A 24,158-nucleotide genomic window follows, 5' to 3' on the forward strand; every position below is an offset into this window, starting at 1 on the left:
CCCCCTCTTCCGGCATAGGAAAGGGACGGGGGAGGCGAGGCAGCGCCGGCCGCCTGCCCCGACGGCCTAATTTTACCGCCCGCGCCCCTGTGTGCTATCCTTTCTTTGTGCGCTGGCTAAGCATCATTTTTTCACTGGCTTCCGTCGCGGTGTGGAGCGCAGCAGAAGGGCTTTGGGCGCAGGAGGCCGTTCCGTCCTCTCTTCCTGCCCCCGAAGAGTCCGTGCTCGCGCTCGACGCCCTGTCCCCGGGTATGCGCGGCTACGGCAAGACGGTTTTTGAAGGTACCCGGGTGGAAACCTTCGACGTGGAAATACTGGGAATTCTGCGCAACGTGGGCCCGAAGCAGAATCTCATCGTGGCCCGCCTGAGCGGCCCCGAGGCGATCGAGCGCGGCGGCATCTACCAGGGCATGAGTGGAAGCCCCGTCTACGTGGACGGCAAGCTCGTGGGCGCGGTCGCCCGCACCTGGCTCTTCGCGCGCGAGCCCATCGCCGGCCTCACGCCGGCCGAGGAAATGGTCGGGCTCCTGGAGCGGGTCGTTCCCGCGCTTCCGGAGACCCCGAAAGAACCCGCGGCGACGTACACCTTCAACGACTTCCTGGAGCACAAGCCGTTTCCCAGGGAGTCCCTTCGGGCGGTCCCGCCCGCGGGTGGAGCGGGAGCGTTCGAGTCGATGCGCGTCCCCCTCATCTTTCGCGGCTTCGATGCGCGCTACATAAACGAGATGGCCGCGGAGTGGGAAAAGGCAGGGTTTCTCCCGCTTCAGGGCGTCTCTGGAGCCACCGCGCCGGCCGCCGACGAGCCCGAACCACGGCCCCTCGAGCCGGGCATGCCCGTCGGCGTGCAGCTTATGCGCGGCGACATGGAAATCACGGGCAGCGGAACGCTCACCTATCGCAAAGGCGACCGCATCCTGGCTTTCGGGCACCCCGTCTTTCAGCTCGGCGTGGCCCCGATGCCGCTCGTCGCGGCCCGGGTGGAAGCGCTGATGCCGAGCGACCTCATGTCGACTCGCATGACCTCGACGCTCCAGCCGGTCGGCGCGATGGTGCGCGACGCCGACGCGGGCATCGTCGGTCTTCTGAACCGCGATGCGCCGATGCTTCCCTTGCGCCTGCGCGTGGAAACCTCGGAGGGCCATGCGCGCTCCTACGCGTTCGAGGTGATTCTGCACAACCTGCTCTCGCCGTTTCTGGCCGCGGCGGGAGTCGGAAGCGCCCTGGCAAGCGTCGAGAAATCGGTTGGCCCCCAAACGCTCGACATCGAAGGCACCATCGCGCTCGAAGGCTACCCGGAGGTGCGCATCCGCGACCTGATCGCGGGAGACGACGCGACTTTCGAAACAGCGAGCATCGTGGCGGCCTACGTCGGGCTTCTCCTCAACAGCGGCCTCGAGGTTCCCACCGTCAAGCAAATCTCGCTCTCCATCGCGATGGACGACCGCGCGCGCAACGCATGGCTTACGAGCGCCCGTGTTCCCACGACGGAAGTCAAGGCGGGGAAGACGCTGCCTGTCGAAATCGACTACCGCCCGCGCTCGGGCCCGATTCAGACGACCCGCGTGGACGTGGACGTTCCCGTGCGCCTTCGCGGTCGCAAGCTCGTGCTCCTTGTAGCAGACAGCATGCACATGACGCGGTACGAGACGCCGCGAGACTTCTTCTTCCCCAAGAATTTGAAGGAGCTGATCCGCCTGATGAACCGCGTCCGTGACAATCGCTTCATCTACGTGCACCTCGCCGAACGGCGGACTTCCTACGTGGTCGGAGGGCGCGTGGTGAGCGACTTGCCCTCCGATCTGCGGGCCCTTCACCGAACGCCCGCGCATCAGGGGAACGTCGGGACTCTTCCCCTGACCCTGCTCACGTCCGCCGCAGTGCCCACCGATTACCACATTCAGGGGTTTTTCCACATTCCCCTGGAGGTGAAATGAGCCGCCCTGGGCCCCTGCTTCCGGCGCTCGTCACCGGAGCGCTTATGCTGGTCTCGACGGGAAGCGCGTGGAGCGCCGCGACGGCCCGCTGGCACACCCAGGGGCAGACGGCCTTCGAGAAGGGCGAGCTCGACGGCACCCTCGTTTCCTCCGAAGGCTATGTCGCACTGGCCCCGGTGTTTGAAAAGGTGCACGAGGCCGAGTCCTCGATCCTTTTGAGCCTTGCGCCCTCTCCGGACAAGAAACATCTCTTCTACGGGGACGGAGACACGGGAAGCGTCTTCCGGCTCGACCTCGCGACGGGCAAGGCCGAAGAGTGGTTCGCCTCGGACGAGGTGTACGCCAAAGCGTTGGTTTCAACGCCCGACGCCCTGTTCATGGCCACCGCGCCCGAGGGCAGGGTGTACCGCGTCCTGGGCCCCGACGAGGCCGAAGCCTGGTTCACCCCGGAGGAGGACTATCTCTGGAGCCTGGCGCGGGGACGGGACGGAACCCTCTACGCCGGCGTGGGGGCACCGGGCCGCATTTACCGACTGGACGGCGAGGGGAACGCGACGATGCTCTTCGAGACCGCCGACGCCTACGTGACGGCGCTTTCGGTGCCGGGCAGCGACACGCTTTACGCGGGCACCTACAACGAGGCCATTACGCTGCGTCTCGACCGCGACGGCGGGGCGTTCGCCCTCTACGACTCCGAGCTGGCCCAGGTGACGGCCATCCGGGAGGCTTCCGACAAGGCGCTCTACATCGCTGCGGCCTCGGTCGAGGAGCCCGTGCAGCAGATTGTCATGAGCGAGGCCTCTTCCGGAGAGTCCGAGTCTCCGCGAGAGCAAGAGAAAGAGGACGAGACGGTCGTCACGGTTCGCGCCACGCCCGCGGCCAAGCGGAAGATGGAAAGCCACGTCTACCGCATCACTCCGGACGGCTCGGTGACGCAGATGGCCGATTTTCCGGACGCTACCGCCTACGACATCGCGCTCGCCACCGACGGCGCCCTGTGGGTAGCCACCGGAGACCCGGCGCGCCTTTACGACCTGCGCCACATCCCGGGGCGGAAAAGCGCCAAGTCCCTGGTTGCGGAATTCGAGGCCGGCCAAGTGAGCGCCCTTGCGTACGTGGACAAGGCTCTCTACGCGGTCACGAGCCACCCCGGAGCCATCTACCGCGCCACGAAGGGCTCGCGCGCCGAGGGAATCTACACCTCGGAGGTGCACGACATGGGCGCGCTCGTTCGATGGGGCGAGATTTCATGGATCGCCGAGACGGCGAAGGGGACGGAGCTTCAGCTCTTCGTGCGGTGCGGCAACGTGAGCGAACCCGACGCCACCTGGAGCGAGTGGCTGGGTCCCTACGCGCGGAAAGAGGGCGTCGCCACGGCATGTCCTCCGAGCCGTTTCGCCCAATGGAAGGCGCAGCTTAAAGGCGAGAGCGCGGCGCGCTCGCCGCTCCTCAAGGGCGTGACGCTCACGGCGCTTCCTTTCAACGCCATGCCCGAGGTAACCTACGTTCAAATCCACGATCCCGGTGTCATTTTCGCGCCGCCCCAGACCGTGGAAGACCCGGTGGACAAATTCCTTTCGGGCGACGAAACGACCCTTCTCAAGGGCAAGAATCAGAAGAACAAAACGGCCACGGGACGGAAGCTCTTCAAGCGTGGCATGCGCACGCTTCAGTGGTACGCCAAGGACACGGACGGCGACGCGCTCGCGTTTCAAGTATTCTACCGCCGCGAGGAAACGCATGAGTGGCTCCCGCTGAAGGACGAGCTCGACGAGACGACGTTTGCGTGGGACACCCTGTCCGTGGCCGATGGCCTCTATCAGGTCAAAGTGACGGCGAGCGACGCGCCCTCCAATTTTCTGGGCCTTGCCCGGGAGGGCGAGAACATAAGCGACTTTTTCGTCGTGGACAACACGCCGCCGAAAGTCAAGGTGAAGGAAACCGCCCCCACGGCGCTCCGTTTTAGCGTGCGCGACGAATGGTCGCCCCTCGATGAAGTGCAGGTGGCCTTCGAGCCGGGCGAATGGCAGGCGGTGCCGTCGCAGGACGGCGTCCTGGACGGTCTGGAAGAATCGTTCGACGTGGAGCTTTCTTCGGACCGCGCCTTCCCCACCATCGGGATTAAGGCCATTGACAAATCGAACAACATTGAAACGCTTTACGTGCCGCTCTCCAAGTGACGGGGCCGGGGGAGCCGTACTCGCCCTGGATGCGCTTGCCGGGGCCGCGGTGCGGCGCGCCGGGTTCGGGGCGTAGGGGTGTGCCGTGGGTCCGTTGGGATTTCAGGAACTCTTGTTGATCACCGCGGTGGTGCTCCTGGTGTTCGGCCCCAAGAGGCTGCCCGAGGTGGCGCGCACGCTGGGGCGTTGCCTTTCGCTTCTGCGCGAAGCGACGGACGACGTGAAGGAAACGTTCACGCGTGAGGTGAAAGAAATAGAAACGTTGCCCCCGCCGCCACTGCCGCCCAAAAAAACATTACCCGACCCCGCGTCGCCCTCGGACGCCAAGGAGCGTTCCTGACATGATGTGCGCCGAGCTGCCGAGGGCGGCGGCCCCGTCGCTCGCCGCCTAGGAGGCGCAAGGCTTGCCGCCATGGCTGCCTCGAAAGAAATGACGTTCCTCGAGCACCTCGGTGAGCTGCGCCGCCGCCTCACGTACTCGCTCATCGCCGTCGCCGTGTTCTTCCTGGTTTCGTGGTGCTTCGCCCGCCCGCTCTTTCGATTCCTGGAATTACCCATCAGGCCTTACCTTTCCGCGGAACAGCCCACGTTCGTCTTCACGGAGCTTGCGACGCCGTTCGTCACCTATCTGAAAGTGGCGCTCTTGTTCGGAGTCCTGTTCGCCTCGCCCGTGATATTGTGGCAGGTCTGGAGATTCATTTCGCCGGGGCTGTACGCGACCGAGCGCCTCGCGGCGCTTCCGTTCCTCTTTGGAACGACGGTGTTCTTTGCCCTCGGGTGCGCCTTCGGCTACGCGGTGGCCTTCCCGCGGGTGTGCGAATTTCTCCTCTCCGTCGGCGCCGACTTTCGCCCAATGCTTACCGTGGACAAATATTTGAGTCTCATGAGCAAGATCGTGCTCGGCCTGGGGCTGGTGTTCGAGATTCCGGTGCTCACGTATTTCCTGGCGCGCCTGGGCATCGTCACCTCCGGGTTCCTGGTGCACTGGTGGCGCTTCGTGGTGGTGGGAATCTTTCTTACGGCGGCCGTTCTGACGCCCACGCCGGACATTGCGACGCAGCTCGTCTTCGCCGTGCCCATGCTCATCCTCTACGCGCTGAGCATCGGCATCGCCTGGTTCTGCCAAAAAAGGAGTTCATAGCCCGGAAGCCCGCGCCATGCCCCCCACGCTGTCCGTAATCGTTCTAACGCGCAACGAAGAGGAAAACATCGAGGCATGCCTCCGGTCGGCGGGCGACGCGGCCGACGAGACGGTCGTCGTCGATTCGCTCAGCACCGACCGCACGGCGGAGATTGCCGAGCGCCTGGGGGCGCGGGTTTTGAAGAACCCGTTTGAGAATTATTCCCGCCAGCGCAACTGGGCGCTCGAAGAGGTTTCTTCGGAATGGGTCTTCTTCCTCGACGCCGACGAGCGCCTCACCCCGGCGCTCGGGGAGGAGATTCGACGCACGCTGGATGAGTCTCCGGCGTACGGCGGCTACTGGGTTCGGCGCGAGACGTTCTTCCGGGGCCGCCGCGTGCGCTGCTGGAGCGGGGACACGATGCTACGGCTCTTCCGACGCGACCGGGGTCGCTACGGCGACAAGCTCGTGCACGAGGAGGTCGAGCTGCGTGGAAAAGCCGGGCGCCTGCGGGCACCGCTCGAGCACCACACCTTCCGCTCGTTCGCGCAGTACCTTCCCAAGATGCACCACTTCACGGCGCTCGCCGCGGAGGACGCCTTCCGGCGGGGCCGCCGCGCATCGTGGCTCGGACTCGCGTTGCGGCCGCTCGGTCATTTTGCGAAAATGTACATCGTCAAGAGAGGTTTTCTGGACGGCGTGCCGGGTCTTTTGATTGCATGGCTATCTGCTTATTCAACGTACCTGAAATACGCGAAGCTCTGGGAGCGTCAGACCGCGGCGCGGCGTGATGGCGGGCGATAGGCTCACGGTTCTTCACATCAACACCGAACGCAGCTTCCGCGGCGGCGAGGTGCAGACCGTCCTTCTCGCGCGGGAGCTCGCAAAGCGCGGCCATCGAAACACCGTCTTTGCGCAGGCGCACGCGCCCCTGGCGCACCGCGCCCGAGAGGAAGGGCTCTCGGCCGTGGAGCTCTCGATGCGCGGCGAGTGGGACGCACTCGCGGCCTGGCACCTGCGGACGGCCATCCGGCGCCTTCGCCCCGATGTGCTTCACGCACATACGCCTCACGCGGGCGCCGTCGCTCTTTTGGCCCGGTTCCCGAAGAAACACCCCGCGGTCGTTCTCTCCCGTCGAGTCTCGTTCCCCATTCGGAAAAATTTCCTGAGCGCGTACAAATACCGCTCGGTCGACGCCGTGCTGGCCGTCTCCCATGCGGTGGCCGACGAGCTTGTCGAACAGGGCCTCGACGAGGAGCGAATCCATGTGGCGGAGGACGGGACGGATTTCGCGCCCTTCCAAGCGATGCGTCCCCGCGGGGACGTTCGCGCGGAGCTCGGCATTCCTCCGCAGGCGTTCGTGGTCGGAAACGTCGGCTACTTTGACCGGAACAAGGGGCAACGGGCGCTCATCGACGTTTTTCTGGACCTTGCGTCGCTGCACCTGGATCGGCCCATGGTTCTGCTCCTGGTGGGCGGCGGGCCGCTGCTCCGGGCATGCAAGCACAGCGCCCACCGCCGCAACCTCGCCGACCGCGTCGTGTTCACGGGCGAGCGCCGCAACGTCGCCGACCTGTACGGGGCGATGGACGTCTTCTTCCTTTCGACCCTAACCATGCTCGAGGGCTGGTCGGGCGTCTTGACCGAAGCGATGGCGGCCGGACTGCCGGCCGTGGCGACGCGCCGCCCCGTGACGCTCGAGCGCATCCGCGACGGCGAAAGCGGCCTTCTCGTCTCGGCAAGGCACCGCGAGGAGTGGCTCAAGGCGATTGACGCGCTGTACCGGGACCCGGGCCTGCGCGCTCGCCTCGGGGCGGAAGGAAAAAAACACGCGCTCCAATTCACGCCCGAGCGCCTGGCGGACAAGACCGAGGCCTGCTACCGGGCGGCCCTGGACGCACGGCCGTGAAGGAACCTTTCGCGGACGATTCGCCGCCGGCGGGCTACGCGCACCGGCAGGAAGGGCCGACGCACCTGGTGTGCGTTGCCGAGTGGAAGGAATTTCAGAGAATCCTGATGGAGCAGGATTTCGACTCTCTGCCGCTCTGGGAGGGGGCGAAAGGCCGGGCGCCGCTCCGCCGCCTCGCTCTTTCCGGGAGAAGCGACGCGCTGGTTCGCGCCGTCCGCCGGGGCGGGCTTCTCCGACGCTGGCGCGGCGAGACGTTCGGGCGTACCGGGAGATTCTTGAAGGAACTCGAAGCCAGCGAGCGCCTGCACGCCGGGGGGCTTCGCACGCCGCGCATCCTGGCACTGAAGCTGGAAAAAACGGCCCGGGGCGCGCTTCGCCGCCCCGGATGGAGGGCGTGGACGGTCCTCGAACCCGTGGCGGGGGCCGAGCCGCTGCGGGAGGCGCTCCTTCTTGTTCGTGCAAGCGAGTCGAGCGCGCCGGAGCGTGGCGAGGCGCTCGCGGAGCAGGCGGCGCACCTTTTGTGGGGCATGCACGAGGCCGGGGTGGTTCACGCCGACCCCCACGTCGGAAATTTCCTCGCGAACCGCGAAGGGGTCTGGCTGCTGGACCTCGACAAAGCGCGGCTTCCTTCCCGCGTCGGCCTCCTGCCGCGCGTCGGCAATCTCCTGCGCTTCGTCCGCTCGCTCGAGAAAGCGCGCGCCCAGGGATTCTCCCTTTCCCCGGGGCTCGAGCGGCATTTTCTCGATTCCTACGCGGCGCGCATGAAGAGCACGCGTTTTTCCGTGCTGCTCGACGGCCTAGCCGCGCTCCACGGCCTTCTCCGGCCGGCGCGCGTCGCTTGGTGGCGCGCGACGGGGACCGCGTAGCACCGCGAAAACCCATACGCGCGGCGCGGGCTGCTTGAGGGGGATGCTTCAGCGGCGAGCCGCCTTTACATAGTTTACCCCCGGTGGTATCCTTCCTTATGAAAATTGCGATTGCCTCCGATCACGCCGGCTTTGCCCTTAAGGAGCATCTCAAAAAAGTCTTGATCCATCTTTCGCACGAAGCGATTGACTGCGGCACCGACTCGACGGAGTCGGTCGATTATCCCGACTACGCCGCGCGGGCCGCACGGGCGCTGTCGGACGGCGAGTGCGAGCGCGCGGTGCTCGTTTGCGGCTCGGGGATAGGCATGAGCATCGCGGCCAACCGGTTTCCACGGGTTCGCGCCGCGCTTTGCCGGAGCGTCGAGGACGCCGAGGTGTCCCGGCGCCATAACGACTCGAACGCCCTTGCCCTGGGCGAGCGTTTCACGCGGGCCGAGGAGGCGGAGCGAATTCTCCACGCGTGGCTCGACACGCCTTTCGAGGGGGGGCGGCATGTCCGCCGCGTGGAAAAGATTGATTCGTAGCAAAAGCATCTTTCTTTTTTAAATGCTTGCTCAGCACGGCAACCCACAGAGCGGTGTATTTGTCCCGGCCCTTATGGCCGGAGGTCTAAGCGCATATTTCGACTGCTCCGCCGGACAGCTGATCCAGGTCGGCTACTCTCATTACTCACCCCTGAAAATGTTAGGGGTTGAGATCCTGTCCTTGGCGGCCCATGGTATGCTGGCCCTCCTCGTTGTCGCGGGCTTTCTGTGCCTGGGACGCTCTCTCGAGAAACTCATCCCGGTGAAGAAAATCTGTTTTTCGAGGCTCGGCGCCTGCGCCTATCTCGCCATGGTGTTCTTCGGATACTTGGTATGGCTTGAGCCCTCGCGGCGTCTCTTGGGTCTCCATGGTCTCCTGGCTCTTGCGGCGGGGGGTCTTCTGGGTCTCCTCTCCCATCGCATGGCTCTCGTCTCGCACAGAACATGGCAGGTGATGGTGTACGGCCTTGGCGTGCTTCTTGCGTATCAAAACCTTTGGATGTGGGCTACGTGGCATTTCGTGGTTTCGGCAAGGAAAGCACTTCTGGTCTTCGTCGTCCTCGTTGCGCTCCATGGGGGTGTCTGGCGAGGAATGCGGCGCTTCCTGTCGCCACTCGTTTTTCGCCTGGCTCATGGGATATTTCTCTTCGCTCTTTACTTCTTACCCTTGTTTCTGCCCGCTCGCCCCGTGGCCGAACTTTTACCGACTCGGAACCATCCGGCGCTGCGACCTCCGGCCTCTACGCATAACGTCCTGCTCATTACGGTGGATACGCTTCGGGCCGACGCCGTTGGCGTCTATGGCTGGCACTCGGATACACCCAATATGGACCGTCTCGGCAGGGAAGGAACGTGGTTCACGGACGCGCAGGCGCCAAGCTGCCACACGCTTCCTTCGATGACGGCCATGTTCTCTTGCCTGCATCCTTCCGTTCTGGCCCACGGGCGGCACTCCTACGCCGTACCCGGCGAGGAATGGACGCTCGCTGAAAAACTGCGCAGCGTGGGCTATACAACGGCCGCGTTCGTCGGAAACCAGATTTTGGGGGTCTCGTCCGGCATGCTTCAAGGATTCGACGAGGCGTCGATATGGCCTGTATCGTATCAGACCGCGGCTTTCTCCTACCTGCCCGTGTTGGGTAGTGCCTACCACGAAGCGGCGGAGCGGCTGGGCTTCATGGGACGCCATCCCGATCTCACGCAGCGCGTTACGGAGCACGCTCTCGGCTTTCTTGCTGACCATCAGGACGAGCCTTTTTTCCTGTGGCTGCACTACTTCGACCCGCACGCACCATACACCCCTCCGGCGCCCTTCCATCCGGGCACTCCTCCCGCGGGGCGACTTCAAGAAGATTGGGATGAGTATGCTCACACTTTCCCGCACCTGTACCAGCAGTCTTTTCCGGAATTACTTGCCCGTCTCAAGGCGCTCTACCGCGGGGAGGTGCGATACGTGGACGAGAAAATTGGCGAGATCCTGAAAGCTCTCGATTCCGCAGGCCTGTCGGAAAAAACTCTCGTGGTTCTCACGTCGGACCACGGCGAAGAATTTTACGAGCATCAGGGCTATCTCCATGGCCACAGTTTCTACGAGGAGCTCGTGCGCGTGCCGCTCATCCTTCGCGGCCCGGGCATTCCACGCGGCAAGCGGGTTGCAGCCGTCGTACAACTGATGGGCGTCATTCCTGTCCTGGAGGAAGCCCTGGGGCTCGACCCGCATCCCTTTCCGCGACAGGGAGAGAGTTTCTGGCCACTCGTTCAGCCAGGGGACGCGGAAGGAGACGACGTGGCCTGGCAGGAAGAAGCCTTTTCCGAGGGAAATGTTTATCGTCGGCCGGCTCGGATGTTCCGTGTGGCGAATTGGAAGCTGATTGAAAAAACGTTTTCGGGAGACCATGAGCTTTACGATATAATGAACGATCCCAGCGAAATCCAGAACCTTGCAGCATGCCGTGCTGACATCGTTGCACGGTTGCAGGAGCGCCTTTCGCAAACGCAGGCGCGGAACGAGGCGCTCAGGGGGACGTTTCCCACAGAGCCGAAGGAGCATCTTGAGGAGGACGTTCGATACCATCTTCAAGCCTTAGGGTACGTGCTATGAGTGCCGAAAAAACACGCCCTCTCGAAAAAACCGACCCTGAGATTTTCGGTGCCATCGAAGACGAGCGCCGCCGGCAAAACGAGGGCATCGAGCTCATCGCGTCCGAGAACTTCGTCTCGCCCGCCGTTCTGGAAGCCGTGGGCTCCGTCATGACGAACAAGTACGCCGAAGGCTATCCCGGGCGTCGCTACTATGGGGGCTGCGAGTTTGTGGACGTGGCCGAATCGCTCGCCCGGGAGCGCGCCAAGGCGCTTTTCGGCGCCGAGCACGCCAACGTGCAGCCGCATTCGGGAACGCAGGCGAACAGCGCCGTCTACTTCGCCGCCCTGAAGCCCGGCGATACGCTCTTGGGCATGGACCTCTCCTGCGGCGGTCATCTCACGCACGGCCATCCGCTTTCCATTGCAGGAAAATACTTCAACGTCGCGGCCTACGGCGTGAACCGGGAGACCGAAAGAATCGATTTCGACGAAGTGCGCGCGCTCGCGAAGAAGCACCGCCCAAAGATCATCGTCGTGGGCGCGAGCGCCTACTCGCGCATCATCGATTTCGAAAAATTCCGGGCCGCCACCGACGAGGTCGGCGCGCTCGTCATGGCGGACATCGCGCACATCGCGGGCCTCGTGGCCACGGGCCTCCACCCGAGCCCCGTGCCCTTCGCCGAGTTCGTCACGACCACCACCCACAAGACGCTTCGCGGCCCGCGCGGCGGCATGGTTTTGTGCCGGGAGTCCTGGGCGAAGGAGATCGACCGCGCCGTCTTCCCCGGCCTCCAGGGCGGCCCCCTGATGCACGTCATCGCGGCGAAGGCCGTTTGCTTCAAGGAGGCCGCCGCGCCCGAATTCCGGGCCTATCAGGAACAAATCCTGAAAAACGCCCGCGCCATGGCGGCCGTTTTCGCGGAGAACGGCTTCCGCATCGTCTCGGGAGGAACCGACAACCATCTCTTCTTGGTCGACGTGTTCAAGAAAGGCGTCACGGGCAAGGATGCCGAAGCGTGGCTCGGCGCCGCGCACATCACCGTCAACAAGAACACCGTTCCCTACGACACGCAGAAGCCCTTCGTCGCGAGCGGCATCCGTGTCGGCTCGCCCGCCATCACGACGCGCGGCATGAAGGAGCCGGAGGCCCGGCAGATCGCCTCGTGGATGTGCGAGGTGCTCGACTCCAAGGGCGACGCCGGCGTCGCCGAGCGCGTCGGCGCGAGCGTCAAGGAGTTGGCGCGGGCGTTTCCGATCTATCCGTAGCGAGGCGGGCGCCCGGGGCTGGATGCCTTGACGGCGCCGTCGCCCACCCTTAAACGCCGAAGGGACTCATACGAGCCCCTTCGGAAATATTTTGGTTATCTTCTTCGGATTACGGCCCGCACATCACCCATGTGTTGGTCGAGGTCCGCTCCACCGCCGCGCTGTCGAAGCCGACCGTCGACTCGCTTCCCGCAGCACTGCTCGCCGCCGTTATCAGGAACCAGGCGTTGTCCGCCAGCGGGTAGTTCATATCCGCCGTGCCGTCGCCGTTGTCCTGTACGTCCAATGCCGGTCCAACCTGAAGGAAGCACGTGGTTCCTACCACCGCGCCGTTGTCGTACTTGTCGTCCGCCGACGGCAGGCCGAAGGAAGCTATCGGGTTCGTGTACACGTTGTATTGTGTCGCTCCCGCTACCATTTCCACGAGCCACAGGTCACCGTCTTTATTCAGCGCCTCCAGCGGCGGCCCGGTAATCGGATTCGGCTCCGGCAGCTGTCCGCTGCAGGGACACGTGTTGAATATAGGCGACGTGCCGGAGCATCCGGCCGCGTCTGTCACCGTCACGGAGTACAGCCCCGTGCTGCACGGCACGGAAATCGTCTGCGTCGTCGCTCCCGTGCTCCACAGGAACGTGTACGGAGGCGTTCCGCCCGACGGGTCGGCGTCGAGCACCGAAGTCGGATCTCCGCAGGTCTCCGCAATCGTCGTCGCCGGGCTCGGATTCACAGTGACCGTCTCGTTGCTACCCGCCGCGCAGCCGATCGCGTCCGTCACCGTCACGCTGTAGGCCGTCGTCACCGCGGGCGACACGTTGATCGTCTGCGACTGGGTACCCCCCGGGCTCCACAGGAACGTGTACGGAGGCGTCCCGCCCCACGGATTCGCATCCAGGACCTGGGAGTCGCCCGGGCAAATAACGGGGCCGTCGGGCTGAATGTTCGTAGCCGGATACTCTCCTACCGTCACGCTGGCTGAATGAGTGTCCGTGCATCCGATGGTATCCGCCACGGTCAACGTCACTATGTACGTGCCCGGATCGTCGTATAGGTAAGACGGATCCTCTATCCCGTTCGACGGGCAGTCGGGCACCAGCGGGCAGCCGGGATTCTGGTAGGGCTCGTCTCCCGCAGGGTCCGACGGCGACGCGATGCACCAGTCCTCGCTCGAGTTGCGGTCCGCGCTCGAATCGTCGCGCGAGAGACTCTCACCCACGTTGGCGGGCGCCGGCAGCACGCTCACCTCAACCCAGGCCGTTCCCGACGGGGGCGGTGTTGCGTCCCCTTTCCACCGCACGAAGTCCACGCCGACGGCGTTCTCGTCAGACAGGGACGCCGACCCGCCCCGGCTCTCGTCCCACGCTATGCTGTCACCAAGGTAGATGTGGGTCGAGTCATTGCTGCCGCTTCCTTCAACGAGCTGTACATACGCTCCCGGAGCCAGGAGAAACACCGGCAGCAGGAAACTGCCCGAGTCGGGCAGCGTGTCCGTCCACGCCAGCTCCCAGTCGTCTAGGTCCACCGTCGTGCTCCCGCTGTTGTAGAGCTCGACGTAGGCGGTGCCCACGCCGACCTCGTTAATCCTTACCCCGTAGCTGCATCCGCCCTGCAGGCACTCCTCCACGGCAGGACAGTCCAAGTTCTGAACGGGCTCCAGCATCACGTCGTTCGTCGACACCTGTAGGCACCAATCGTCGCTGCTGTTCTTGTCCGTGCTCGAATCGTCTCGCGAAAGGCTCTCACCGTCGTCCAGCGGTGAGGGAAGCACGCTCGGCTCCACCCACGACGTTCCGCCGGGGGGCGTCGTCATGTCCCCTTCCCATCGTACGAAATCCACGCCGATTCCGGCGTCGTCGAGCAATGCCGCTGAGCCACCCCGCGGATAAAACCACGTGATGCCGCTGCCGAGATATATGTGGGTCGCGTCGTCTGGATTGGTATTGTTGACGAGCTGGACGTAGGCGCCAGGGTGCAGCTCGAAGCTCGGCAGAACGTAGAAGCCCGAGGCGGGAAGCGTGTCCGTCCAGAAAAGCATCCAGCCTTGGAGGTTCACGCTCATGCTTCCGCTGTTGTATAGCTCCACGGAAGCGGGCTCGCCGACGCTCACCTCGTTGATTATCACCGTGTAGCGGCAGCCCGCCCCAGAGCACTCGCGAACGTCGGGGCAGTTCGAGTTCTGCACGGGCTCCGCAGGCGCTGCGTTCGTCGGCGCCTGGATGCACCAGTCCTCGCTGCTGTCGCGGTCCGTGCTCGAATCGTCCCGCGAAAGGCTCTCACCGACGTTCCGCGGCGTCGTGAGCACGCTCGCCTCGCCCCACGACGTCCCCGGCGGCGGCGGCGTAACGTCCCCACCCCAGCGTACGAAATCAACGCATTTTCCATTAATGTCGTTCAAGGCCGCCGACCCTCCGCGGGCCTCGTCCCAAGGAATGGCTTCCCCGATATAGATGTGCGTGGCGTCGTCCACCCCGGGGCCATCAACGATCTGAACGTACTTCCCTGGCCCCAGGATAAACGTTGTTGCAACCAAAAAGCTCCCGCTGGTCGGAAGCGTGTCCGTCCACGCAAACTCCCAGTCCTCCAGGTCTACGTCCGTGCTCCCGCTGTTGTAGAGCTCGACGTAGGCCGGGCTGCCGACGTTCACCTCGTTGATCACAACGCCGTAGTTGCAGTTTTCTCCGAAATCCCATTCGTAGAAATCGTTTCCTGAAGGAGCGTCGAAGTTGACGGGATCCCCGACGCACACGGGCTCGTTGCTCGTCCACGTAGCATCCACCTCTCCAAGGTAAAACGGCCCCCACGAGACGTAGTCTGTGTCCCAGTTGCCGGCGTTGTCCACCGAGCGGATGTTGAAGTAGTAGGGAAACTCGGAAGCCGCGAGCGTTTCCGTGTAGGTCGTGACATCCTCGATGTCCTTGACGGCGGGGGGCAAGACGGGTGCGGTGCTCCATGAGATGCCGTAGCCGTCAACTCCGCAGTGGGCGTCCGTCGCTGCCGTCCACGTCATCGTGACGGAGAGATTGGTGGAGCACTCGTTCAGCGTGTGGTTGATGCTGTCGAGGTTGGTTACGTTCGCCGGGGCGACGTCGTCTAGATAGAACGGCCCCCACCAGACGTAGTCCGTGTCCCAGTTTCCGGCGTTGTCCACGGAGCGGATGTTGAAGTAGTAGGGAGACGCGGAGGCCGCGAGCGTCCCGGTGTAGGTCGTGACCTCCTCGATGTCCTTGATCTCGGCGGGGATGTCCTGCGCTCCTTTGGTCCAGGAGATGCCGTAGCCGTCGATGCCGCAGCCTCCGCCGTCCGTGGCCGCCGTCCACGTCATCGTGACGGTCATGTCGTTCGAGCACTCACCTATAGTGTGGTCGCTGCTGTCGAGGCCGGTCACGGCTCCCGGCTCCGTGCCGTCTACCGTGACCGTGACGGTTTTACTGAGGTTGCTTTCCCCGGCCGCGCTCGCGTAGACGTAGAAGTTGTACGATCCGTTGGGTGTTCCGGAGCCTACTTGAAGGTTCCACGTCGCGCTGCGCGGGATGCTCTGGTTGACGATTCCCGTACCGAGGTAGTAGCGGTTCAGCGCCACGTCGCGCCAGAGCTCGCTCTCCAGGTAGGTGTGGCTGCGGCCGGGATCCTCGGTCGTCATGTTCACGTCCAGGAACGAGAAAAGCGACGTGTTGTTGGGCAAATCCATTTGGGTTTGGGAGCCCACAACGGAGTACCCCGTGTTCGAGTACGTGGTGTTGATGCTGAACGTCTGGTTGGGCCGGAGGCAGGTGTCGCTTGCCGAGGCGCTCAGGGAGCGCGAAGGGGGGGTGAGGACGACGACGGCGATGATGCCGTATTTCTGGTCGGGCTCGGGCTCCGTCACGTTCTCCCCCCGCACGACGGCGCGCCACGAGCCGGCCACGCCGCTTGTCAGGCGCACGTACTCGACGGTGTCATCATAGCTTAGGGAGGATCCCACGAGCGTGTCGGTGCCGTCGTAGACCCTCAGATCGAGGTCGTTCACCACCTCGGTGACGAGCGAGGGCGGATCGCTCCATGTGAGGTAGACGCGCACCTCCTCGTAGCCCGCGGGTACGGTGAAGCTGTGTTCGTCCTCGTCGCTCGTGTCGGTGATGTAGCCTCCGGCCCAACGGACCATGTCGAGACTCGAGGTGGAGTAGATGGCGTGAAGGGCGTCCACCATGCCGTGTCCGAAGTAGTCCGTGCTGCCCATGTTCACAGCCGTGGCGAGGATGCGCGCCTTGATGATCTCGGGCCAGTCCTCATAGCCGGGATACGCGTCCAGCATGAGCGCCATGGTGCCCGCCACCGTGGGCTGCGCCATGCTGGTGCCGTTTTCAGTTGTGTAGACCCGGCCGTCCCCGTAGAGGTGCGAGGCCGCGGTCGACATAGTGGACGTGCCGGGGGCCACCACGTCGGGCTTGATGCGTGTTTTTCCGTCGCCGTCCGTGTCCACGGGTCCGAAATTGCTGAACGACGCAATTTCCGTGGGAGGCCAGAAGTCACTGCCCCCTGCGTTGTTCCCGTCTTTCGTGGCTCCCACGCCGATGACGTTCTTCCCAGTGGCGGGACTCGTGCAGAGGTAGGTGTCGTTCTGCGAGCAAACCGATATATTCATATACTGGGATTTGGCGTCGCTTCCGTCCCAGTTGCCGCGCACGGCGTTGTCCGCCGCCTCGCTTTTCGAGTTGTAGACACCGTTCCCGCCGCCCCAGCTGCAGGCCACCACGTTCGCGTCGTTCGAGGCCGCACGGCTCAGGACGCTCGTGAAGTTTCCAAAGCCTATACCTCCCGCGCTGCAGTCCTTGTAAATCAAATAAGTCACACCGGGAGCAATTCCCGTCCAAGCACTCGTGTTCGTGCCGTCGCCGCCGATGGTTCCCGCGACATGCGTGCCGTGGCCGTTGTCGTCGCAGGGGTTCGAGTCGCCATAATGGAAGTCCCATTGGTCCGCGATGCGGCCGGAATTTATATCGGGGTGGTAGGCTGCTCCCCCGGCCCCGCACTGCGTCGAATTGCCCGTCCGCGCGATTCCCGAGTCGTCCACCGCGACGCGAACGCCCGTACCGTCGTAGGTGCCCCAGCCCGCCACCTGGTCGGCGCCGCCGCTCATAGAGCTTTCGATGTTGCCAAGCTTTCCGGGCACGTACTCCTCCACCCACTTGACGAACGGGAGCTCGGCAATCTGCTGGAGCTTACCCGGCTCGACCGTGCCCCGCGCGAACGGCATCACGGGATCGTCCTCCCACTTTGTAACCGCCAGGATGTCCGTGACCGCCTCCTCCTGCGCTTTCGTGAGAACATCGAAGAAGCGCACCGTAATCTCGATGCTTTCTTCCGGCGGGCGCGATTCCACCGCCTGCTGCAGCCCCCAGGCGATCTTGGCCTCCGCCGGGTACGGCCCGAGGTAGCGCAGGGGGCCGCCCTGGACGAGTGCCACGACGTCGTCGGAAGACGCCTCCGGAACCTCGATGATGTAGGCGTAGTTTTGGACGTAGTCGAGGATGCGCGCGCCGGCGGCCTCGAGCGCCTCGCGCCATTCCTTCAGGATGGGCCCCCGAAACTGCACGGCGTAGACGCCGCGCAGGGGAAAACGCACCTCGGAGTCGATGCCCTCGTCGGGCCGCAGGGAGTGCCGGCTTGCGAACCAGATTTCTTCGGGGTCGATTTGCGCCCGCTTTTCCCGCCCGGGCTCGTCGTCCCTTTCCACGCGCCCGCCCGAAGGGGCGACGATGGTGGGCGGATCGAGGCGCAGGCCATGCTCGGGGGCTTGTTCAGGGGAATCGTCCCCGTATAAGGGCAAAGCGAAAAAGGCGAAAACGCCTCCCAGCGCGAGAAGCGCTGTTGTTGTCATAACGCATTTCTCCTTTTCATGTTCTTGATGTTCAAGGATACGTTTTACGTTTTGAGAGAGAACCTAAGTCCTCCCGTTAAAGCTTAGGCGTAGAACCCCTGCTGAGTACAATAAGCAAGGTAGCACAAAAAGGACTGCGTTTGCAATAACCAGGCATTCGTTACTCGACATCGTGCTGCGAGGGTGTTGCCCGTTGAAGACCTGCGGCCCGTTTGGTTGACAGGTGCGAGCGTTTTCTCCTATTCTTTCCTTTAATATAGAGGGTTAACCTCGACTCGAAATCGGGAGTAACCCGCGCAGGCGCGTAGCTCAGGGGTTAGAGCGCTACCTTGACACGGTAGAGGTCGGCGGTTCGAGACCGCCCGCGCCTACCACTCGCCTTCGCGTAGCCGCTACGGCGGAGCGAGGTCTGATACGGCGAAAGAGCAGGATGCAGGAAATCTCGATTACACTTCCCGACGGGAGCACGCAAAAGGTGCCCAAGGGGACGAGCGCCCTTGAGGTGGCCGAGCGCATCGGCAAGCGCCTCGCCCGGGACGCCGTGGCGGCCGAGGTGGACGGCCGGGTGGTGGACGTGTACCTTCCGCTCGAGCGGGACTGCCGCCTGCGCATCCTCACGCCGCGCGACGAGGAGGCCTTGGAAATTTTTCGCCACACCGCGTCGCACCTTCTCGCGCACGCCGTGACGGAGCTTTTCCCCGGCGTCCGGATCGGCATCGGCCCCGTCATCGACGAGGGGTTCTACTACGACTTCGACAAGGGCACGCCGTTCACGGCGGAGGACCTGGAGCGAATCGAAGAGAAGATGGCCGAGCTCGTGCGGGCCGACTTTCCCGTCCGCCGCGTCGAGATGCCCAAGGACGAGGCGATTGCCTACTTCAAGAAGCTGGGCGATACACTGAAGGTGGAGATTATCGAGGAGAAGGCCGAGGGCGACACGGCCTCGTGCTACAAGCAGGACTCCTTCATGGACTTCTGCCGCGGCCCGCACCTTCCCTCGACGGGCAAGGTCGGCGCGTTCAAGCTGCTGTCCGTCGCGGGCGCCTACTGGAGGGGCGACGAGCGAAACCCCATGCTCCAGCGCATCTACGGCACGGCGTTCGCGACGCGGCGGGAGCTCGACGAGCACCTGCAGCGCCTCGAGGAGGCCAAGAAGCGCGACCACATCAAGCTCGGCAAGCGCCTGGGGCTTTTCAGCGTGCACGAGGAGGCGGGGGCCGGCCTCGTGTTCTGGCACCCGCGCGGCGCGTTCGTCCGGGAGCGCATCGAGGCGTTCTTGAAGGAGGAGCACCGCCTGCGCGGCTACGACCTCGTCTACACGCCGCACATCGCCCGCGGTGAGCTGTGGAAAACGTCGGGCCACTACGAGTTCTTCAAGGAGAACATGTATTTCTTCGAGCAGGACGAGGAGGAGTACGTTATCAAGCCGATGAACTGCCCCGGCCACATCCTGATGTATCAGACCTCGATGAAGAGCTATCGGGAATTGCCCGTCCGCACGGCCGAGCTGGGCACGGTCTATCGCTGCGAGCGCTCGGGCGTGCTGCACGGGATGCTCCGGGTGCGGGGCTTCACGCAGGACGACGCCCATATCTTCTGCACGCCGGAGCAGGTCGAGGAGGAGATCGGCGGCGTTTTGGACCTGCTGGAAAGAATTTTGAAGACGTTCGGGTTCTCGGAGTACGCCGTGGATCTGAGCACGTGGGACCCCGGGCACCGGGAAAGCTACGCCGGCACGGCCGAGGGCTGGGCCTTAGCGGAGGAGGCGCTCGTCAAGGCGCTTCGGCGCAAGGGGTGGGACTTCGCGCGCAAGGAGGGCGAGGCCGCGTTCTACGGCCCGAAGATCGACGTCCAGCTCGTGGACGCCATCGGGAGGAAATGGCAGTGCTCGACCGTGCAGTTTGATTTCAACCTTCCCCGCCGCTTCGACGTCACGTACGTGGGCGCCGATTCGAAGCGCCACCACGTTTTCATGATTCACCGCGCGCTTTTGGGCTCGCTCGAGCGCTTCGTCGGCATGCTGATCGAGCACCACGCCGGAGCGTTTCCCCTCTGGCTCTGCGCCGAGCAGGCGCGCGTCCTTCCCGTGACGGACCGGAGCCTCGAATACGCCGAGGCGCTGCGCCGGGAATTTGCGGAAGCGGGCCTGCGCGCCACGGTTGACTCGCGCGGCGATAAAATTGGTGCTAAGATACGGGATGCGGAAATGGACAAAATTCCCGTCATGCTGATCGTGGGAGACAAGGAGGCCGCGGCCCGCACCGTGAGCGTGCGCGCCCGCGGCCAGGGCGACCTCGGAACGAAGCCTTGCGGAGAAGTGAAGGCGCGCCTCCTGGAGCTGGAGCGCACCCGAAGTCTCGCCGTGTCATTCTAGGCGTTTTTCTTCATGCAGCACTCCAGAAAGCTCGGTATCATTTAACAAGAGGACCCGTTCTATTCAGAGCAATACGCGCCACCGCAAAAACCACCAGATTCGAGCCCGTGAGGTTCGGGTGATCGACGCTGAAGGAAAGCAGTTGGGAATTATGCCGATCCAGAAGGCCATGGGAATCGCAAAAGAGTCGGGCTACGACCTTGTCGAGGTGGCGCCGCAGGCCATCCCGCCTGTGTGCCGCCTCCTCGACTACGGAAAGTTTCTCTACAACAAGGAGAAGCGGGAGCGCCAGACGCGCCGGCACCAGAAGAGCGTTTCGGTCAAGGAAATCACGTTACGCCAGGGAACCAGCATGCATGATTATCAAATCAAGATGCGGAGTCTCTCGCGCTTTCTCGAGGAAGGCCACAGGGTGAAGGTGGTCATCCGCCACCGCGGGCGGGAGATGAGCCACATTGAAATCGGCCAGAGGCTCCTGGGCCGCGTCCGCGAGGACGTGAAAGAGCTTGGCGTCGTCGAGAAAGAGCCCGAGACCGAAGGGCGGCAGCTCGTGATGGTGCTCATGCCGAAGAATTCGAAGCCCAGAGGAGAATCGAAAAACCATGCCAAAACAGAAGACTAACCGGTCCGTTAAGAAGCGGTTTCGCGTGACCAGCAAGGGAAAGGTCGTTCATAGCAAGATGAGCCGCCGCCATTATCTGGGACTCAAGAAAAGCGCGCGCCGGCGCCGCCTGCGCAAGGCGGGGGTGCTCGTCCCGAAGATGGCCAAGCGCGTGAAACGGCTGCTTCCCTACGCATGAGCCGGAGACGGACGCTGCCATGCCTCGAGTAAAACGCGGAAACCGAAAACTCAAGCGCCGCCGCAAGATTCTAAAGCGCGCCAAGGGCTACTTCGGCGCAAAGAGCAAGCTCTACCGCACGGCGAAGGAGGCCGTCGAGCACTCCCTCCTTTACGCCTACGCACACCGCCGCCGCCGCAAGCGGGATTTCCGCAACCTGTGGATTCTCCGCATCAATGCCGCCGCGCGCCTCCACGGGCTTTCCTACAGCCGCTTCGTCTGGGGCCTCAAGCGGGCGGACATCAAGATGGACCGCAAGGTGCTCGCGCAGCTTGCCGCGGAGGAGCCGGCCGCATTCAAGGCCGTGGTGGAAGCCGCCAAAGCGGCCATGTCGGCGTAAATCGGCGGCGGCCTCTTTTTTACTGTTCAAAGATAAGGTAAGAACCTGCAGATGACCCCGGAGCAGCGAATCAAGGCCCTCCGCCGCGAAGTGGAAGCGGCCCTCGGGAGCGCGGGCACTCCGGAGGAGCTTGAGGCGTTGCGCGTGCGCTTCCTGGGTCGCAAGCAGGGTGCGGTGACGCAGGTCATGGCGCTCCTCAAGGACGCGCCCGCCGGGGAGCGTCCTATGCTCGGGCGCCTTGCGAACGAGCTCAAGGTTTTCGCGGAAGAGGCGTTCGAGGCGCGCGGGGCGGAGATCGCGCGGGCGGGCGAGGAGCGGCGGCTCCACGCGGAGGCGATGGACGTGACGCTGCCGGGGCGGCGGACGTTTATGGGCCGCCGCCACCCTCTCACGACGGTGCGGGAGGAGCTGGAGGAGATTTTCGTCGCCATGGGCTTTTCGATAGAATCGGGCCCGGAGGTCGAAAACGACTTCTACAACTTCGAGGCCCTCAACATCCCCAAGGACCATCCGGCGCGCGACATGCAGGACACCTTCTTCCTGGAGCACGGCGCGCTCCTGCGCACGCACACCTCGCCCGTGCAAATCCGGACGATGCTCAAAAAGAAGCCGCCGCTTCAAGTCATCGCCCCCGGCAAGGTTTACCGGCGCGACTACGATATCCGGCACACGCCGATGTTCGTTCAAATCGAAGGGCTCGCGGTGGGCCCGGCGGTCACGTTCTCGAACCTCAAGGCCACGCTGGAGCATTTCGCCCGGCGGTTCTTCTGCGAAACCACCCGCCTGCGCTTCCGCCCGAGCTTTTTCCCCTTCACGGAGCCGAGCGCCGAGGTGGACGTCGCCTGCGCGGTATGCGATGGGAAGGGATGCCGCCTCTGCGGCGGCACGGGCTGGATCGAGATTTTGGGCGCCGGCATGGTGCACCCGAACGTCTTTCGCGCCGTGGACATCGACCCCGAGCGCTGGACGGGCTTTGCCTTCGGCATGGGCGTGGACCGCATGGCCGTCCTCAAGTACGGCATTAATGACTCGCGCCAGTTCTACGAGAACGACCTGCGTTTTCTGAGGCAATTTCCGCCGTAAGCGTATCTCGTGTTGCGTAGGGCACTGCTGGCTTCATGCGATATACGCCGTGGCTGACCATCGACCCTTGACTCTCCCATGGTTTCGGAACCTTTCCTGCGCGTAGAGCGGCTTGCGAAGCGCTTCGCCCTCCGCGAAATTTTTTCGGACGTTTCGTTCGAGCTGCGCCCGGGCGACGCCGCGGCCCTGGTCGGCCCGAACGGAAGCGGCAAAACGACGCTCCTGCGCATCCTGGCGTCGCTCCTTCGCCCCACCGAAGGGGCGTTTTTCTGGTCGCCGGCGCCCGGAGATGGCGGTGGGGGGGGCTCGGTCGTTTCTGAGGAAGCGATGCGGCGCTCCCTGGGATTTGTCGGCCACGACGCCCTCCTTTACGGAGACCTCTCCGTGGAGCGGAATCTTTTCTTGTTTGCGGAGCTCTACCGCGTGGCCGATCGCCCGAAAAGCGTGCGGGACGCCGTGGAGCACTGGGGCCTCGGGCCGTTCCGCCGACTGGCCGTCAACGTGCTTTCCCGCGGCCTTCGCCAGCGGGCGGCGCTTGCCCGCGCAACGCTTCACACCCCGCGCGTGCTTCTTCTGGACGAGCCTTTCGCGGGACTTGACGCCGCCTACGCGGAGCGCCTCGAGTCCTTCCTTAAAGAGGTGTCCCGGGACGGCCGGGCGCTTCTTTTCACGTCGCACGAGGCGCAGCGGGTCGGGCGGTTGGCTTCCCGCATGCTCCATCTTGAGGGGAGGCGCTGCGAGGAGCGCAAGCTTTTGACGCAAGCTGCTCCCCCGTCGGGCCGTATGGCGAGCCCACCGGAGGGTGCGCCATGATGCGTGCCGCCTGGACCGTATTCCGCGCCGACATGGCCCTCGAATGGGCCGCCCGGGAGCGGGTTCTCACCATGGCGCTCTTCGGGCTTCTCTCCGCCTTGGTCTTTCACTTTACGCTCTTTTGGGACGAAAGCGTTCTCGACCGCGTCGCCACCGGCGGCCTTTGGATCGCGTTCTTTTTCTCGGCGACGCTTGGCCTGGGGCGCACCTTTGTGGCCGAAAAAGAACACGGCGCCTTCGACGCCATGCTGCTCATGCCGGCGCCGGCGGACGCGGTCTACGTGGGAAAGACGGCCGGCAATTTCCTTTTGATTTTCTTGACGCAGGTCTTTGTCTGGAGCGCGTTTTCGCTCCTTTTCCGCCTGCCAGTGCGGAGCCTCGGGTGGCTCGCGGCGCTTTTGGGAATTTCCACCCTCGGCATCGCCGCCCTCGGCACGCTCCTGGCCGCCGTCTCCGTGCACACGAAAAAGCGGGAAATGCTTTTTCCGCTTCTTTTCTTTCCCCTGGCGCTTCCTTTAATTATGGTCGGCGCGGAGGGGTGGGCCGCGGCCTTGGCGGGCGCGGGCGCGGGGCATTTTCTCATGATTCTTTTGGCGTGCGCCGTCCTCTACCTCGCTTCGGGAACGGTGCTCTTCGAATACGTGGCGCGGGAATAGCGGGGGCGCAGCGTGGAGCTGTTGCAGGACGGGAAGGGCTCCTGCGGCGTGACGCGTTTGGGACGTGGGGTGACCGCCCGGCTGTCCGTGACGGCTGGTTCCACCGGGGTGGCTTCCTGTTTGTCCGAGATATCGAACGGAAAAACAAAAAAATTGATTTTTCCTATTGACAAATGCTTTTTAAGGTGGTAGGGTGTCGTTGGACTTTGGGCAGCTTCGGCCGGCCAATCCCCGTTGCGGCGGTTTCCGCAAAGAGAGAAGATAAAGGTAAGTGGGTAACGCAATCGCTCAGGGCTCTCTAGAGGAGAACGCTC

Annotated in this window: 18 protein-coding genes and 1 tRNA gene; 18 read left to right on the forward strand and 1 reads right to left on the reverse strand. The window is 64.0% G+C overall.

Annotated elements, in window-relative coordinates; translation table 11 throughout:
* The first annotated feature begins 107 nt into the window (after nucleotides 1–107).
* From JSV08_04775 to JSV08_04820, 10 genes are all read left to right on the forward strand, one after another.
* Nucleotides 108–1,934 (forward strand): hypothetical protein, encoded by a 1,827-nt coding sequence (locus JSV08_04775; protein ID UCF81730.1) that lies wholly within the window; start codon nucleotides 108–110, stop codon nucleotides 1,932–1,934.
* Nucleotides 1,931–4,114 carry a WD40 repeat domain-containing protein gene (locus JSV08_04780; protein ID UCF81731.1) on the forward strand — a complete coding sequence of 728 codons (2,184 nt, stop codon included), beginning with the start codon at nucleotides 1,931–1,933 and terminating at the stop codon, nucleotides 4,112–4,114. Before JSV08_04775 ends, JSV08_04780 begins: the two co-directional genes overlap by 4 nt.
* A gap of 85 nt (nucleotides 4,115–4,199) precedes the next feature.
* The gene (locus JSV08_04785) at nucleotides 4,200–4,454 is read left to right on the forward strand and encodes a twin-arginine translocase TatA/TatE family subunit (GenBank protein UCF81732.1); all 255 of its coding nucleotides are present in this window, start codon (nucleotides 4,200–4,202) and stop codon (nucleotides 4,452–4,454) included.
* A 72-nt stretch (nucleotides 4,455–4,526) separates the two neighbouring features.
* Nucleotides 4,527–5,255, forward strand: coding sequence for a twin-arginine translocase subunit TatC (gene tatC / locus JSV08_04790; protein ID UCF81733.1), 729 nt, complete (start codon nucleotides 4,527–4,529; stop codon nucleotides 5,253–5,255).
* A 16-nt stretch (nucleotides 5,256–5,271) separates the two neighbouring features.
* A complete protein-coding gene (locus JSV08_04795; GenBank protein ID UCF81734.1) occupies nucleotides 5,272–6,039 on the forward strand; it encodes a glycosyltransferase family 2 protein in 768 nt (255 codons plus the stop codon).
* Nucleotides 6,026–7,144, forward strand: a complete 1,119-nt coding sequence (locus tag JSV08_04800; GenBank protein UCF81735.1) for a glycosyltransferase family 4 protein — start codon at nucleotides 6,026–6,028, stop codon at nucleotides 7,142–7,144. The genes JSV08_04795 and JSV08_04800 overlap by 14 nt, the downstream gene beginning before the upstream one ends.
* A complete protein-coding gene (locus JSV08_04805) occupies nucleotides 7,141–8,010 on the forward strand; it encodes a hypothetical protein (GenBank protein UCF81736.1) in 870 nt (289 codons plus the stop codon). Before JSV08_04800 ends, JSV08_04805 begins: the two co-directional genes overlap by 4 nt.
* 98 nt (nucleotides 8,011–8,108) lie before the next feature.
* A complete protein-coding gene (gene rpiB, locus JSV08_04810; GenBank protein UCF81737.1) occupies nucleotides 8,109–8,537 on the forward strand; it encodes a ribose 5-phosphate isomerase B in 429 nt (142 codons plus the stop codon).
* Between the two features lie 157 nt (nucleotides 8,538–8,694).
* Nucleotides 8,695–10,638, forward strand: a complete 1,944-nt coding sequence (locus JSV08_04815) for a sulfatase (protein UCF81738.1) — start codon at nucleotides 8,695–8,697, stop codon at nucleotides 10,636–10,638.
* Nucleotides 10,635–11,885, forward strand: coding sequence for a serine hydroxymethyltransferase (locus JSV08_04820; GenBank protein UCF81739.1), 1,251 nt, complete (start codon nucleotides 10,635–10,637; stop codon nucleotides 11,883–11,885). Before JSV08_04815 ends, JSV08_04820 begins: the two co-directional genes overlap by 4 nt.
* A gap of 109 nt (nucleotides 11,886–11,994) precedes the next feature.
* Here the strand turns inward: JSV08_04820 and JSV08_04825 are convergent, their stop codons facing one another.
* Nucleotides 11,995–17,739 (reverse strand): lamin tail domain-containing protein, encoded by a 5,745-nt coding sequence (locus JSV08_04825; GenBank protein UCF81740.1) that lies wholly within the window; start codon nucleotides 17,737–17,739, stop codon nucleotides 11,995–11,997.
* Between the two features lie 298 nt (nucleotides 17,740–18,037).
* Here JSV08_04825 and JSV08_04830 point away from each other — a divergent pair.
* The 8 genes from JSV08_04830 (at nucleotide 18,038) to JSV08_04865 (ending at nucleotide 23,844) form a co-directional block, all read left to right on the forward strand.
* Nucleotides 18,038–18,113: transfer RNA gene (locus JSV08_04830), tRNA-Val, on the forward strand.
* Between the two features lie 56 nt (nucleotides 18,114–18,169).
* Nucleotides 18,170–20,113 carry a threonine--tRNA ligase gene (gene thrS, locus JSV08_04835; protein UCF81741.1) on the forward strand — a complete coding sequence of 648 codons (1,944 nt, stop codon included), beginning with the start codon at nucleotides 18,170–18,172 and terminating at the stop codon, nucleotides 20,111–20,113.
* A 61-nt stretch (nucleotides 20,114–20,174) separates the two neighbouring features.
* Nucleotides 20,175–20,735 carry a translation initiation factor IF-3 gene (gene infC / locus JSV08_04840; protein UCF81835.1) on the forward strand — a complete coding sequence of 187 codons (561 nt, stop codon included), beginning with the start codon at nucleotides 20,175–20,177 and terminating at the stop codon, nucleotides 20,733–20,735.
* Complete coding sequence (rpmI, locus tag JSV08_04845; protein UCF81742.1) at nucleotides 20,716–20,913, forward strand: 50S ribosomal protein L35; 198 nt, start codon at nucleotides 20,716–20,718, stop codon at nucleotides 20,911–20,913. The genes infC and rpmI overlap by 20 nt, the downstream gene beginning before the upstream one ends.
* A gap of 19 nt (nucleotides 20,914–20,932) precedes the next feature.
* Nucleotides 20,933–21,292 carry a 50S ribosomal protein L20 gene (gene rplT, locus JSV08_04850; protein ID UCF81743.1) on the forward strand — a complete coding sequence of 120 codons (360 nt, stop codon included), beginning with the start codon at nucleotides 20,933–20,935 and terminating at the stop codon, nucleotides 21,290–21,292.
* Nucleotides 21,293–21,343: 51 nt separating this feature from the next.
* Entirely contained in the window at nucleotides 21,344–22,375 is a 1,032-nt protein-coding gene (gene pheS / locus JSV08_04855) for a phenylalanine--tRNA ligase subunit alpha (protein UCF81744.1), read from the forward strand.
* 78 nt (nucleotides 22,376–22,453) lie between these two features.
* Nucleotides 22,454–23,188, forward strand: a complete 735-nt coding sequence (locus tag JSV08_04860; protein ID UCF81745.1) for an ABC transporter ATP-binding protein — start codon at nucleotides 22,454–22,456, stop codon at nucleotides 23,186–23,188.
* On the forward strand, nucleotides 23,185–23,844 hold the full coding sequence (locus JSV08_04865; protein ID UCF81746.1) for a heme exporter protein CcmB: 660 nt from the start codon (nucleotides 23,185–23,187) through the stop codon (nucleotides 23,842–23,844). The genes JSV08_04860 and JSV08_04865 overlap by 4 nt, the downstream gene beginning before the upstream one ends.
* The last annotated feature ends 314 nt before the right edge of the window (nucleotides 23,845–24,158 follow it).

This window comes from Acidobacteriota bacterium, from assembly GCA_020349885.1.
Lineage (GTDB): Bacteria > Acidobacteriota.

What these genes read in the sequence shown, in the direction of transcription:
- JSV08_04780 (UCF81731.1), top strand. Translation starts at nt 1,931, where the DNA reads ATGAGCCGCCCTGGGCCCCTGCTTCCGGCGCTCGTCACCGGAGCGCTT.
- tatC (UCF81733.1), top strand. Translation starts at nt 4,527, where the DNA reads ATGGCTGCCTCGAAAGAAATGACGTTCCTCGAGCACCTCGGTGAGCTG.
- JSV08_04795 (UCF81734.1), top strand. Translation starts at nt 5,272, where the DNA reads ATGCCCCCCACGCTGTCCGTAATCGTTCTAACGCGCAACGAAGAGGAA.
- JSV08_04800 (UCF81735.1), top strand. Translation starts at nt 6,026, where the DNA reads ATGGCGGGCGATAGGCTCACGGTTCTTCACATCAACACCGAACGCAGC.
- rpiB (UCF81737.1), top strand. Translation starts at nt 8,109, where the DNA reads ATGAAAATTGCGATTGCCTCCGATCACGCCGGCTTTGCCCTTAAGGAG.
- JSV08_04815 (UCF81738.1), top strand. Translation starts at nt 8,695, where the DNA reads ATGTTAGGGGTTGAGATCCTGTCCTTGGCGGCCCATGGTATGCTGGCC.
- JSV08_04820 (UCF81739.1), top strand. Translation starts at nt 10,635, where the DNA reads ATGAGTGCCGAAAAAACACGCCCTCTCGAAAAAACCGACCCTGAGATT.
- JSV08_04825 (UCF81740.1), bottom strand. Translation starts at nt 17,739, where the DNA reads ATGACAACAACAGCGCTTCTCGCGCTGGGAGGCGTTTTCGCCTTTTTC.
- thrS (UCF81741.1), top strand. Translation starts at nt 18,170, where the DNA reads ATGCAGGAAATCTCGATTACACTTCCCGACGGGAGCACGCAAAAGGTG.
- rpmI (UCF81742.1), top strand. Translation starts at nt 20,716, where the DNA reads ATGCCAAAACAGAAGACTAACCGGTCCGTTAAGAAGCGGTTTCGCGTG.
- rplT (UCF81743.1), top strand. Translation starts at nt 20,933, where the DNA reads ATGCCTCGAGTAAAACGCGGAAACCGAAAACTCAAGCGCCGCCGCAAG.
- pheS (UCF81744.1), top strand. Translation starts at nt 21,344, where the DNA reads ATGACCCCGGAGCAGCGAATCAAGGCCCTCCGCCGCGAAGTGGAAGCG.
- JSV08_04860 (UCF81745.1), top strand. Translation starts at nt 22,454, where the DNA reads ATGGTTTCGGAACCTTTCCTGCGCGTAGAGCGGCTTGCGAAGCGCTTC.
- JSV08_04865 (UCF81746.1), top strand. Translation starts at nt 23,185, where the DNA reads ATGATGCGTGCCGCCTGGACCGTATTCCGCGCCGACATGGCCCTCGAA.